The organism is Pontibacter sp. HJ8 (assembly GCF_054824225.1).
In genome coordinates, this window is record NZ_JSYF01000088.1 from 1 (window position 1) to 12,868 (window position 12,868).

The 12,868-nt window shown below is 53.8% G+C and carries 9 protein-coding genes; 7 read left to right on the forward strand and 2 right to left on the reverse strand.

Going from position 1 to position 12,868, the window contains the following annotated elements; translation table 11 throughout:
* Positions 1-152 precede the first annotated feature (152 nt).
* Positions 153-458, forward strand: a complete 306-nt coding sequence (gene trxA / locus OB13_RS05400; protein ID WP_461489128.1) for a thioredoxin — start codon at positions 153-155, stop codon at positions 456-458.
* A 170-nt stretch (positions 459-628) separates the two neighbouring features.
* Here the strand turns inward: trxA and OB13_RS05405 are convergent, their stop codons facing one another.
* Together OB13_RS05405 and OB13_RS05410 are read right to left on the reverse strand one after the other, a co-directional pair.
* Positions 629-1,999: a sensor histidine kinase gene (locus tag OB13_RS05405; RefSeq protein ID WP_461489129.1), complete on the reverse strand. Its 1,371-nt coding sequence runs from the start codon at positions 1,997-1,999 to the stop codon at positions 629-631.
* A complete protein-coding gene (locus OB13_RS05410) occupies positions 1,989-3,368 on the reverse strand; it encodes a sigma-54-dependent transcriptional regulator (RefSeq protein ID WP_461489130.1) in 1,380 nt (459 codons plus the stop codon). The genes OB13_RS05405 and OB13_RS05410 overlap by 11 nt, the downstream gene beginning before the upstream one ends.
* Before the next feature lie 289 nt (positions 3,369-3,657).
* On the opposite strand from OB13_RS05410, the gene OB13_RS05415 reads away from it, so the two are divergent.
* From OB13_RS05415 to OB13_RS05440, 6 genes are all read left to right on the forward strand, one after another.
* Positions 3,658-4,911, forward strand: a complete 1,254-nt coding sequence (locus tag OB13_RS05415; RefSeq protein WP_461489131.1) for an efflux RND transporter periplasmic adaptor subunit — start codon at positions 3,658-3,660, stop codon at positions 4,909-4,911.
* Between the two features lie 110 nt (positions 4,912-5,021).
* The gene (locus OB13_RS05420) at positions 5,022-5,741 is read left to right on the forward strand and encodes an ABC transporter ATP-binding protein (protein WP_461489132.1); all 720 of its coding nucleotides are present in this window, start codon (positions 5,022-5,024) and stop codon (positions 5,739-5,741) included.
* Positions 5,722-8,151 (forward strand): ABC transporter permease, encoded by a 2,430-nt coding sequence (locus OB13_RS05425; RefSeq protein WP_461489133.1) that lies wholly within the window; start codon positions 5,722-5,724, stop codon positions 8,149-8,151. Before OB13_RS05420 ends, OB13_RS05425 begins: the two co-directional genes overlap by 20 nt.
* Positions 8,152-8,168: 17 nt before the next feature.
* Complete coding sequence (locus OB13_RS05430) at positions 8,169-8,933, forward strand: toast rack family protein (RefSeq protein WP_461489134.1); 765 nt, start codon at positions 8,169-8,171, stop codon at positions 8,931-8,933.
* 58 nt (positions 8,934-8,991) lie between these two features.
* Positions 8,992-11,382 (forward strand): ABC transporter permease, encoded by a 2,391-nt coding sequence (locus OB13_RS05435; RefSeq protein ID WP_461489135.1) that lies wholly within the window; start codon positions 8,992-8,994, stop codon positions 11,380-11,382.
* A 115-nt stretch (positions 11,383-11,497) separates the two neighbouring features.
* Positions 11,498-12,715, forward strand: a complete 1,218-nt coding sequence (locus OB13_RS05440) for a hypothetical protein (RefSeq protein WP_461489136.1) — start codon at positions 11,498-11,500, stop codon at positions 12,713-12,715.
* Positions 12,716-12,868: the final 153 nt, after the last annotated feature.

Below are 12,868 nucleotides of genomic sequence, written 5' to 3' on the forward strand. Positions count from 1 at the left end.
ATAAATCGCTCTGATCCGCCTATAGTTCCCTTCCGGGATAGGCGCTGGTCTGAGAGAGAAGAATTTTTCTGAAGAAGCGCCGGTACACAAAGCGAAGCCGTTTGATCCTTTCGTTTTGCAGTGCGTACTAAAACAAGTAATACAGATAAACTATGGCAAAGAAATCATTCGCTGAACTGATCAAAAGCCCGGGTATGCCGGTGCTGGTAGACTTTTATGCAGACTGGTGCGGCCCCTGCAAAACCATGAGCCCGGTGGTAGAGCAACTGGCTAAAGACTTTTCGGGCAAACTGAAAGTAATCAAAATAAACGTGGATAAAAACCAGGCAGCAGCCCAGCAGTACCGGGTACAGGGAGTACCCACCTTTCTGCTGTTTCGCAACGGACAGGTGGTCTGGAAGCAGGCGGGCGCCGTGCCCGGCCACCAGCTCTCCCAGATCATTCAACAACACCTTTGAGAATTGAGAATTAGGAATTAAGAATTAAGAATGAATTTCCCAGTATAGGATTAAAGATCAGTGTTAGAAAACAAGATTAAGCAGTTGTGAATGGGCCCGAGAGCCGCCAAGGCTGAGGCTTTACGCGCTATAGTACTCCCCCACCATTCCTAATTCTTAATTCAAAATTCTTAATTCTTAAACATCAGGCTGAACGTGGTAGGCCCGCCGGGAGGGCTGCTGAGGCGTATGCTGCCACCGTGCTGGCGCATGATCTGTTTGGACAGGCTGAGGCCTATACCTGAACCTTGCTTTTTGGTGGTATAAAAAGGAATGAAAATATTCACCAGTTCCTCCTGCGCTATACCTGGGCCGTTGTCCTGCACATCGATCCGGAAGCGGTTTCTTTCCTGCTCATCCTGGTAAGCGATCACCTCCACACAGGGCGTTGCAACTCCCTGGCAGGCTTCCATCCCGTTCTTGATCAGGTTGATGAGCACCTGCTCGATCAGCTCCGGATCTACCAGCAGCTCGGCCTTTTCATCGGTCAGGTAGATCGAAAACTTCACTTTATGGGCCTCCATATCCGGCTGCAGCAGGGTATGCACATTTTTGAGAAGTTCCCCTACTTTCATGGTCCGTACTTCCGGTGTCGGTACCCGCATCAGGCGGCGGTAGTTCTTCACAAAATGAAGCATGCCCGAGCTCCGCTTCCGGATCGTATGCAGGCCTGCCTGTATATCTTCGAGCACTTCCTCCTCGGGCACCCCGCCTGTCGCCAGCTTGCCTGCCACTTCCTCTTCCATCAGGTGCGAGACGGTAGAGGTAAGCGAGATAACGGGCGTGATCGTGTTCATGATCTCATGGGTGAGCACCCGGATCAGCTTTTGCCAGGTCTGTAGCTCCTGCTCTTCCATCTCCGAGCGAATGTTCTGGAGCGAAACGATTTTGAGCGTACTGCCCTGCGACACCAGCGTGGTGGCATGCAGGGTCAGCAGGAGCTGCTCGCCCCGCACCTGTAGGGTCACCATCGTCTTTTCGTTATGCCCCAGCTGGAAAAGTACCTCTACCAGCTCTTCGCTGATGTGATTCAGGGTCCGGATATGGTGGAGATAAGGCGTGTGCAGCAGTTCTTTGGTCACATGATTGACCAACTGCACCTCCCCTTTTTCATCAAATGAAAGGATGCCAATGCCCACGTGCTCCACGATCGCCTGCAGGTAGAGGTAATGCGCCTGCTTTTCGGACTTGATGCGCTGGAAAGAGTGGGTTACATCGTTGAACGCCTGGTACAACTCCTGGTAGGTCGGGTTGCCGCCTTTCACCGCAAAGCGCTGCGTAAAATCAGAATGGCGGATCGCTTCCAGGAAGCCGGAAATATCCCGGTTGGTCCGCTCCACATACTGCACCAGGTCGTAAAGCTGAAAGAACAGCAGCAACACCAGGCACAGCGACGTCATGTACCAATCGGTGCGGTAGAGCACCAGGATAGCCGCTACAATGGTCAGGACCAGGAGCCCCACCCGCAGCAGCAGGTTAAGCCGGAAGCGGTTATAGACCATGTTTTTCGATCCGGCGGTAGAGGGCCGTCCGGGTGATTCCCAACTCTTTGGCTGCATGCGTGATGTTACCGGCATGCTTGACGAGCGCTTTCTGCACCATCATTTTTTCCAGCGCCTCCAGGGTATAGTCGGTTTCCAGCACCGTACTATTTTCAGGGCGCTTGCCGGCTACATCACCGGGTGCAAAGTAAAAGTCCTCTGACTGCAGCTCGTCCTGTTCGCATAGGATCACAGCCCGTTCCATGGCATGATCGAGCTCCCGGATGTTGCCGGGCCAGTGGTACTCGGTAAGCCGCCGGATGGTGCCCGGGGCCATATCCAGGCCATTGCGCCCATACTTCAGGCTGTATACCCGCAGGAAATGCTGCGCCAGCAACCGGATGTCTTCCCGGCGTTCCCGCAACGGAGGCAGGTATATCTCCACTGTATTGATGCGGTAGAGCAGGTCCTGCCGGAACGTGCCTTTGCGCACCATCTCATAGAGCGGCATGTTGGTAGCGCAAATCAGCCGGACATCGATCAGTCGCGGCTTGTTGGTGCCCAGCCGGACCACCTGCCGGCTCTGCAGCACAGACAGGAGCTTTGCCTGCAGGGCCAGCGTCAGGTTTCCGATCTCATCCAGAAACAAGGTGCCTCCATCGGCAGCCTCTATCCGGCCGATACGGTCTTCTTTGGCATCGGTAAAAGCCCCTTTGGCATGGCCGAACAATTCGCTTTCAAAAAGGCTTTCGCTTACCGCCCCTAAATCTACTTTTTCAAATACGTGGCTGGCACGCCTGGATTTTCGGTAAAGGGCACGCGCGGCGACTTCCTTGCCGGTTCCGTTCTCGCCCAGTATGAGCACGTTGGCATCTGTTCCGGCCACTTTCTCGATGGTCTGGTATACCCGCTGCATCGCCGGCGAAACGCCAATAAAATCGGCATAGTGATAGGCCGTCTGGTTTTGCTCAGCAGTCTCCGCGCTGCGCGGGTTCTTTTCTTTGCCCTGCTGGCAGGCAGCCCGGAGGATGGCCACCAGCTTCTCGTTCTGCCAGGGTTTCAACACAAAGTCTGTTGCCCCTTCCTTGAGGGCACGTACCGCCAGTTCGATGTCGCCATACGCTGTCATCAGGATCACCTTCACAACTGGGTCGAGCATCAAAATCTGTTTCAGCCAGTGCAGTCCTTCCTTGCTGGAGGTAGCCCCGGTGCTGTAATTCATGTCCAGCAATACCACGCTAAACTGATGCTCCTGCAGGAGCGCCGGTATTTTATAAGGATCAGAAGTAGTTACCACGGTGGCAAAGTGCTGCTTGAGCAGCAGCCTGCTGGCCAGCAGAATGTCGTCTTCGTCGTCAACCACCAGTATGTTACAATCAATTTTCCGCATGAGACGCACAAGCTGAATTAAATTTACCAGGTAAAGAAAGACTTTCTGGCTCAAACTACCAAAAGTGAGCCTGCACCTTTTGGGTAATATTATTTAACGCCAAAACACAACTAATATTTACCTGCTCGGAGTGTACGCATACAGACACACAAGTGTACGTTACCGAACACTTTACACATAGCTCTTCTGCTATACCTATGTATAGCATATTGGAATTCAGCTAGTTACACAACATGGCATACTTATTGGCAACTGCTTTGAGACGACACTCAGAAATTATATTCCCGGTATGGATCGCGTAATTGAAAAGAAAAAATATACTCCTAAAAAGATCGCTTTTGTAGCCGGTGCTGCCTTGGTGCTGGTGGTAATACTCTATAACCTGCTCTTTGCCGAGCGCTCCTCCAAACTGAACGTAGACAGCAAACGCATCACGGTGGGCAGTGTGCAGAATGGGGTATTTCAGGAATTCATCGCCATTGATGGCGCCGTAGAACCGCTCAAGACATTTTACCTGGACATAACGGAAGGTGGCCGCGTGGAGAAGATCTATACGGACGACGGCCGCATGGTCGAAAAAGGCGATACCATCCTCAAGCTTTCCAACACAACCCTTCAGATCGACTTCATGACCCGCGAAACGCAGCTCTACGACCTGATGAACGAGCGTCAGAACTCCGAGATCACCATGAAGCAGGACCAGATCCGGAAGATGAATGAGCTGGCAGAAATAGAATACAACCTGGCCCTGGCGGAGCGCGCCTATACCCGCAACAAAATGCTGATCGCCGAAAAAGTGATCTCTCAGGAAGAATTTGAGGCTTCCAAAGACCAGTACGAATACCTGAAAAAGCGCAAAACGCTGGGTGAACGCTCCGTGAAGCAGGATGCCCAGCTGATGGACGAGCGCCTGCGCCAGCTCGATGAGTCCATCAGACGAATGGATGCCAACATCAACATGGCCCGCAACACCCTCAACAACCTGTATGTGACGGCCCCGATCGATGGTCAGCTTTCTACACTCAAGGCCCAGGTAGGGGAATCCAAAGGGGCAGGCGAAAACATCGGACAGGTAGATGACATGAAAGGGTATAAAGTACGGGCCTCTATTGATGAGCATTATATATCGCGGATATACCCGGGGCTGGAAGGCAACTTCGACTTCAATGGCGGGAACTATAAACTGAAAGTTGCCAAAGTATTTCCGGAAGTACAGGGCGGCACCTTCCAGGTAGACATGGAATTTGCAGAAGGCACCACCCCGGAAGGTATACGCCGGGGTCAGACCCTGCAGATCAGGCTGAACCTCAACGATGGCGGCAAAGCGGTGCTACTGCCACGCGGCGGCTTTTACCAGAGCACAGGCGGCAGCTGGGTGTTCGTGGTGGATCCGTCCGGGGACTATGCCACCAAGCGCAATATTAAACTGGGACGACAGAACCCGAAATTTTACGAGGTGATCGACGGCCTGCAACCAGGCGAAAAGGTCGTCCTCTCCTCCTACGACAGCTACGGCAACATTGACCGGCTGGAGTTGAAGTAGGCTAGATGGCTAAAAGGTTAAACTGTTAAGCCCGAATGAGCTATAAAACCTAAGGCAACAGTTTAACTCCCAACAATTAAACAATTTAACAATCAACAATTCTATATACCATGAGCACGGAAGAATTCATCATCGAAACACAGCAGTTAGAAAAAAAGTACATCACGGATACGGTCGAAACGACGGCTCTGGCCGGTGTGGATCTGCGCATTGCCAAAGGCGAATTTGTGGCGGTGATGGGTCCGTCCGGTTGCGGAAAATCCACTTTGCTGAACATCCTGGGCCTGCTCGACAGCCCTTCGAACGGCACTTTCCGCTTTCTGGGCCAGGACATCAGCCATGCCTCGGAGCGCCAGCGCGCCAAGATCCGCAAGCACAACCTGGGCTTTGTGTTCCAGAGCTTCAACCTGATCGATGAGCTCACGGTGGAGGAAAACATTGGCCTGCCACTGGCCTACCTGGGCATTCCGCGTGCCGAGGCCGACAAGCGTGTCAAAGAAGCCATGGAACGCATGGGCATCGCTCACCGCCACGCACATTTCCCGCAACAGCTCTCCGGTGGTCAGCAGCAGCGTGTGGCGATTGCCCGGGCCACTGTTTCGAAGCCAAGCCTGATACTGGCCGACGAACCGACCGGTAACCTGGACTCCGTACACGGACGCGAAGTGATGTCTCTGCTTTCGGAGCTCAACGATACGGGCACCACCGTGGTGATGGTAACGCACTCTCCTTCGGATGCCGAATATGCGCACCGCATTGTGAACCTGTTTGATGGCCAGATTGTAACAGAGAGCCTCAACGCCCGGAAACATGCTGCGGAACTACTTTAAGACAGGCTTCCGCAACCTTACCCGTCAGAAAGTATATTCGGCCATCAACATTGCCGGACTTGCGGCAGGTATAGCGGCCTGTATCCTGATCTTCCTGTATGTAAAAGATGAGCTCAGCTACGACCGTCACCACGCCAAGGCCGACCGAATCTACCGTGTTACCCGGGACTTTGTTTCCAATGACGGTAGCGTAAGCCTGCACCTGGGCCACGTGGCGCCGCCGTTCGGGCCGTTGCTGGAGCAGGATTTCCCGCAGATCGCATCCATTGCCCGCCTGCTGCAGACCGACCTGCTAATCGAGAATGTGGAGAAGCAGAAGACCTTCCATGAAGAGCGGGTGATGTTTGCCGAACCTGCCCTGTTCGACATCTTCGACATTCCGATACTGGAGGGAAGCCGGGAGAGAGCGCTAAAGGAGCCTTTTACCATGCTGCTGAGCGACAAGCTGGTGGAAAAATATTTTCTGAATGAAGAGCCGGTCGGGAAGCTGCTCAAAGTCACTGATGCGGCCACCGCCCGGGTGACGGGTGTCTTTCAATCCCTGCCGGAGAACTCACACTTTCACCCGGACATCCTGGTCTCCTTCAATACCCTGAATGATACTGCCGTGTATGGGGCCGAAAACCTGAAAACCAACTGGGGCAACAACTCTTTTGGCACCTACATGGTGCTGACCTCGGAGCAGGAAGCCAAAAACATGCAGGCGCAGCTGCCTGCTTTTATGGACCGCCATCTCAGTGGCACGGATCACGCCGGCGACCGGAAACCTTCCGATTTCTCGCGCCTATACCTGCAGAAGCTGACCGACATTCACCTGCGCTCTCACCTGGATTCGGAGATGGAAACCAATGGGGATATCAACACGGTAATGATCCTGTCGGCTGTGGCTTTTGTGATCCTGCTGATTGCCTGCATCAACTACATCAACCTGAGCACGGCCCGCTCCATGAGCCGGGCCAAAGAAGTAGGCGTACGCAAAGTGGTGGGCGCCGGAAAAGAAGACCTGGTCCTCCAGTTTTTGTCCGAATCGATCCTGATTGCCTTTATTGCTACGATACTCGCTGTCGGACTGACGGAGCTGTGCCTGCCCTGGCTCAACGAATTCACGGGTAAGAACATCGCTTCCAACATCTTCACAGACAAATGGCTGTTAGGCCTTACCCTGTTGCTGCCCTTCCTGATCGGGGGACTGGCCGGCCTTTACCCGGCGTTTTATCTGTCCCGGTTCCGCCCTGCCACTGTGCTGAAGGGCAGTCTGAGCAGCAGCTCCAAAAACCCGATGCTCCGCAAGTCGCTGGTGGTGGTACAGTTTTCTATTTCGATTGTGCTCATCATTGCCACCGGCATCATGTTCCGGCAACTCATTTACATGCAGAACAAGGACCTGGGCTTTGAAGCCGATAATGTGGTCATCCTTCCTACATTTACCGCACTCACCCCAAAATTTGAAGCCTTTAAGGCAGAGCTCAAAAAGTCAGCCCAGGTAGAGGGTGTCGGGCGTTCGCTGCTCATCCCGTCAGACCGGCTGCTCAACTCGATGGGTGCTTCTGTCGAGAAAGGCGACAGCATGGCACCGACCTCGGTGACCATCAAGTTCGTCAACGTCGACCACGACCTGCTGGATGTGTTCAAAGTGAAGTTGGCCGCCGGCCGGAACTTCGACAGAACCCGCCCAACCGACGATACGGCTGCCTTTATCATCAATAATGTCGCAGCCAAAATGATCGGCTGGCAGGACCCGCAGGAAGCTATAGACCAGGTTTTCGAGTATGGTGGCGTGAAGGGGCGTGTGATCGGTGTGACGGAAGACTTCCATTTTGAATCGCTGCACGATGAGATCTCCCCGATGGTATACCGGTTATCGGCCCCTGATGACTACAGCAACATTGCGGTCCGCATCAACGGCAACACCCGGGAGGCAGTGGCGCACATCGAGCAGGTCTGGCAACAGTTCCTGCCGGGCTATCCCTTTGAGTATTCTTTCCTCGACCAGCAATTTGCCCAGACTTATAAAGCCGAGCGGGACAAGGGCGTCATTTTTATGATCTTCTCCTGCATCGCCATCCTCATCGCCTGCCTGGGCTTGTTTGGCCTGGCCTCCTATACCACGGTGCAGCGCACCAAAGAGATCGGTATACGCAAAGTGTTCGGGGCATCCGTTATGCGCATTGTTACGCTGCTCTCCAAAGACTTTCTCAAGCTGGTGCTGGTAGCCAACCTCCTGGCCTGGCCCATTGCCTGGTTTGCCATGCGCCGGTGGCTGGAAGACTTTGCGTACCGCATCGAGATCGGCACGGACATTTTTGTGCTCGCCGCAATGCTTGCCCTAATCATCTCGCTGGTCACGATCAGCTATCAGGCTGTAAAAGCAGCTTCCGCTAACCCGGTAAAATCCCTGAGAACCGAATAGTTATAAACAAATAAGACATGACATTACAGAAACTGGTACTCCTGTTGGTTGCCCTGGCCCTGCCCCTTCAGGCTTTGCTGGCCCAAAGCAAGTTTGAATTTAAGGAGAAGGTGCAGCTCGATGGCGCCAAGCGAGGCAAAGTCATAATGGAGATGCCGGCGGGCGTCCTGCAGGTAAAGGCCGAAAGCCCTGTGCTGGCAGAAGCCAACATCCAGTACGGCCGCGCAGACTGGAAGCCGCAGTCCACCCGGACCAGTTACAAACAGGTGACGGAGCTTCGCCTGAAACAGCCGGACTTAAAAAATAACAACAACAGCAAGGGAGAGAAAAATACCTGGAACATTAACCTCAGCAAAAACACACCCCTGGAATTGGACATCACGGTAGGAGCCGGAGAATCCACGCTGGCCCTGCAGAACAGCAAAGTGGAAAAGCTCTCCATGAACACGGGAGCCGGTAGTGTGAAGCTCGACCTGCGGGGAAGCCGCATAAAAGACCTGGATGTAAATGCCGGCGTCGGCGAGATCGTGCTGGACCTGAGAGGAAACTGGGACCATAGCCTGAAGGTGGATCTGAGCGGCGGCATTGGCGATGTAAAGCTCCTGTTGCCCAAGAGCACCGGTATACGCCTGCGCAGAAGCGGTATGGGAAGCCTCAGCGCCGGAAATCTACAGAAGGATGGCAACGCTTATAGCAACCCCGCACTCGGCAAAAGCAAGCATACCCTCGAGATCAACGTGAGCGGTGGCCTGGGAAGTGTGTCAGTTTCGCAGGAAGACTAGCCGAAGTCGCCGGTATACATTCAAAAAAATCACGCTGAAAGGCCAACATCCGGAATATATGATCAAGAATTATTTTCTCATTTTCTGGCGCAACATGACCCGGAACAAGGTATATGCTGCCATCAACATCCTCGGGCTGGCGATCGGAGTGGCCTCCTGCATACTCATCTACCTGTACGTGCAGCACGAGCTCAGCTACGACAAGTCTTTCAGCAAACACGGGCAGGTATACCGGGTCGTGAATGACCTGATCGTGGAAGATGAAGTGGAGAAAGCGTCCGTTACCCATGCGGCGCTGGCCCCTGCGCTGGCAGCTGATTTTCCGGAGATAGAGGCCGCAACGCGCCTGATAAACCGGAACAAGCAGGTGCTCCGGCTCGATGAAAAAGCCATCACGATCGAGCATACCTTCTGGGCCGACAGCAACTACTTTCAGCTCTTTGATTACAAACTGCTGGAGGGCGATCCGAAAACTGCGCTGATGGAGCCCAATTCCATGGTCATTTCCCGGGAGGTGGCCGCCAAATTCTTCCAGAATCCCCTGCAGGCACAGTTCAGCACCATCCGGATCGGCAGTCAGTCGTACAAGGTAACCGGTATTTTTGAGCCGGTGGATGCCGCCCACATGAAGCCCAACGTGCTCACTTCCTTCAGTACCATACCTGCCGACATACGCCAGAACATGAGCCGGAACTGGGGAAGCACCAACAGCTATACCTATGTCCTGCTTCGGAACGCGACCGATGCCCCGGCACTGCAGGCCAAACTGCCTGACTTTGTCAAACGCCGGGTAGCGCCTGCCCGTGGCAACACCACCGAGCGTGTAGAGCTGCAGCTACAGGCGCTGACGTCTATACACCTCAACTCTGACTACCTGTGGGAAGCCTTTCCGGTGGGCAAAAAGTCCTACATCTACATCTTCTCTTTTGTCGGAATCTTTATTCTCCTCATCGCTTCGATCAACTACATGAATCTGGCTACAGCCCGCTCTGCTAAGCGCGCCAAGGAAGTAGGCCTCCGCAAGGTTGTGGGCGCCAACCGGTGGCAACTGATGGCTCAGTTCCTGAGCGAATCGGTCATGCTTACCTTGCTCGCCGTCCTGCTGGCACTGGTGCTGGTAGAACTGATGCTGCCTACCTTCAACAGCCTGGCCGACAAGCAGATTTCGTCCACTTATTTCACAGATCCGGCCTTAGCCGCTGTGGTTCTGGGCATCGCCATTTTTATCGGTCTGGTAGCCGGCAGCTATCCGGCGCTGGTGCTGTCACAGTTCAAGCCGGTCGATATACTGAAGACGGGCAAATCGCCGTCCGGGCGTGGGGCCATCCTCCGCAAAAGCCTGGTCGTGGTGCAGTTTACCATTTCGCTGGTACTCATCATTGGCACGGCCGTGGTCTACAGCCAGATGCATTACCTCAAAAATCAGGATCTGGGCTTCACCAAAGAGCAGGTACTGGTGGTGGACATACCGAGTGGCGACTCCACTATTGTGAACCGGATGCCGACCATTAAAGCAGAACTACAACGCAACCCCAACGTGCTGAGCGCCACGACCACCGCCATGATACCGGGCGAGTCCACGGGAGTTATCATCTTCAATGTGGAGCGCGACAACCAGATGGCCGAGAAGACCATGAACAGCATCTGGGTCGATTATGAGTTCCTCGACCTGATGGACATACAACTGAAGAAAGGCCGGAACTTTGCAAAGGACATGAGCACCGACCTGGACAATGGCTTCATCATCAACGAAACAGCCGCCAGAGCTCTGGGTTGGGATGATCCGGTTGGCAAGCGCATCGGCTTCTCCGACACGACGCAGGGCAAGGTGATCGGGGTGGTGCAGGACTTCAACTACAAGTCCCTGCACAGCGAGATAGAGCCGCTCGTGCTCATGCTGGCCCCGCAGAACAGCGGTTACCTGATGGCCCGCATCGCCCCCGGCCGTTTTGAAGAAACCATGGCCCATGTGCAGGGCACCTGGCAGCGCTTTGCCCCCTCCCACCCCATGGACTACTTCTTCCTGGACGACAGCTTTAACAAACAGTACCGGGCCGAAGAAAAGATGCTCACCATCTTCGGGTATTTCACCCTGCTCACCATCATCATTGCCTGTATGGGTTTGTTTGGGCTGGCCTCCTTCACCACCGAGCAGCGCACCAAGGAGATCGGCATACGCAAAGTGCTGGGCAGTTCGGTGTCAGGTATAGTGGTGCTGCTGACCAAAGATTTTGCATTCCTGGTAGGTATAGCCATCCTCATCGCCAGCCCGATCGCCTGGTATGGCATGCAGCAGTGGCTGCAGGACTTTGCCTACCGCACGCCGATCAGTGCCTGGGTGTTTATCGCTTCCGGCCTCATGGCGCTGGCCATCGCTATTCTGACCGTAAGTTTTAAGGCGACGCGTGCTGCCATGGAAGATCCGGTGCAGGCGCTGCGCACAGAATAAAATGAAAGAAAGTTTGTGCTGTTTGTTTGGGAGGAAGCTTCGGCGGGCCGGCAAAAAAAGCTACCCGCTGAAGCAACCTTTTCACGCTGGCATCCATCAATAAAATAAAAAAACTATGAAAGGTACGTACGCTATTTTTTATGCTTCCCTTTTAACAGGTATGCTCAGCCTGGGCGACCTGCAATCGGCGGCCTCCACAACCTTGCACATCCTGACGGGCGTGGAAATAATGCCGCAGGACACGGTTAAAACAAAAAAGAAAGGCACTCATCTTGTTTATACCAGTTCCGACGAGAAATCGAAAGGCCGGCACGTGTACATCAACACAGCTGATAATAAACGCGAGGAACTCTACTACGACGGGAAAATACAGCTTACCGAAGACCTCCGGGACATCCGGAGCATTAGCCCGAAAGGCTACATCAAGTACATGCGTTCTGTCAACGATGATACCAGGCGCCTGGAAATTACCAGCGACGCCCAGGGCAACCTGAGCCGTACCTATACCGAGAACGGTAGAAAAGTGGCGTATGAGCCTGCCGGCAGGGAGTGGCTGCAGCAAGTAATGCCGGACCTGATGGCCACTTCAGGTATAGGCGTGGAGGAACTGGTGAAAAACGTCTACCAGAAATCAGGTGCGAAAGGCGTGCTGGCAGAGGCGGAGAAAGTAAACAGTGAGCATGGCAAAATGCGCTTCGTCAACCACCTCCTCCAGCAACCCAACCTGAAGCCTGGCGATGTAAAACAGTCGCTTCAGTTTGTCGAAAAGCACGAAAACTCCGACTATGAGCGACGCAAAGTGCTGGGCAGGATTTCCCACGCAAACCTCAGCAACAAAGAAGTGGTGCACAGCTACCTGCAGGTAAGCAATAAAATTGATTCCGATTACGAACGCCGCAAAGCCCTGCTCCACCTGCTGGAAACGCCCAACCTGAGCAACGAAAGTATGGCCATGGCGCTGGAGCAGACCGGCAAAATCTCATCTGACTACGAGAAAAGTAAGGTACTGGAGCAACTAGCCGCTAAGCCTGATTTCATTCAAAACAACTATACCTCTGCCTTCGCTGTCATCGACAAAATCTCCTCTGATTACGAGAAGAGCAAGAGCATCAACTTCATCCTGAAAGGCCAGTCCCTTTCGCACACCCAGTACAAAGAGTTGCTGCCGGTTGTCAGCCGCATCGGCTCCGACTATGAAAAAAGCAAGGTGCTCCGAAACATTGCCGCTGAAATACCTGCCGATGCCACAGCCTTACGCGAGGACGTAGTAAAAGCGGCCAACTCCATCGGGTCTGACTACGAAAAAAAGAAAGTGATGAGTGCCCTGCGGTAAATGAAAAGCAGGGACTTCTTTGCCTTCTTTCAACGGCACAAAGCGTATGGCGTGCTTTTTCTCCGGCTCGCCATGGGCGGGTTCCTCATCTACGGGGTGCAGGACAACATCCTGAGTTGGGAGCGTATGCTGGAATTTCGCCACTTTCTGCAG

What these genes read in the sequence shown, in the direction of transcription:
- trxA (WP_461489128.1), top strand. Translation starts at nt 153, where the DNA reads ATGGCAAAGAAATCATTCGCTGAACTGATCAAAAGCCCGGGTATGCCG.
- OB13_RS05405 (WP_461489129.1), bottom strand. Translation starts at nt 1,999, where the DNA reads ATGGTCTATAACCGCTTCCGGCTTAACCTGCTGCTGCGGGTGGGGCTC.
- OB13_RS05410 (WP_461489130.1), bottom strand. Translation starts at nt 3,368, where the DNA reads ATGCGGAAAATTGATTGTAACATACTGGTGGTTGACGACGAAGACGAC.
- OB13_RS05415 (WP_461489131.1), top strand. Translation starts at nt 3,658, where the DNA reads ATGGATCGCGTAATTGAAAAGAAAAAATATACTCCTAAAAAGATCGCT.
- OB13_RS05420 (WP_461489132.1), top strand. Translation starts at nt 5,022, where the DNA reads ATGAGCACGGAAGAATTCATCATCGAAACACAGCAGTTAGAAAAAAAG.
- OB13_RS05425 (WP_461489133.1), top strand. Translation starts at nt 5,722, where the DNA reads ATGCTGCGGAACTACTTTAAGACAGGCTTCCGCAACCTTACCCGTCAG.
- OB13_RS05430 (WP_461489134.1), top strand. Translation starts at nt 8,169, where the DNA reads ATGACATTACAGAAACTGGTACTCCTGTTGGTTGCCCTGGCCCTGCCC.
- OB13_RS05435 (WP_461489135.1), top strand. Translation starts at nt 8,992, where the DNA reads ATGATCAAGAATTATTTTCTCATTTTCTGGCGCAACATGACCCGGAAC.
- OB13_RS05440 (WP_461489136.1), top strand. Translation starts at nt 11,498, where the DNA reads ATGAAAGGTACGTACGCTATTTTTTATGCTTCCCTTTTAACAGGTATG.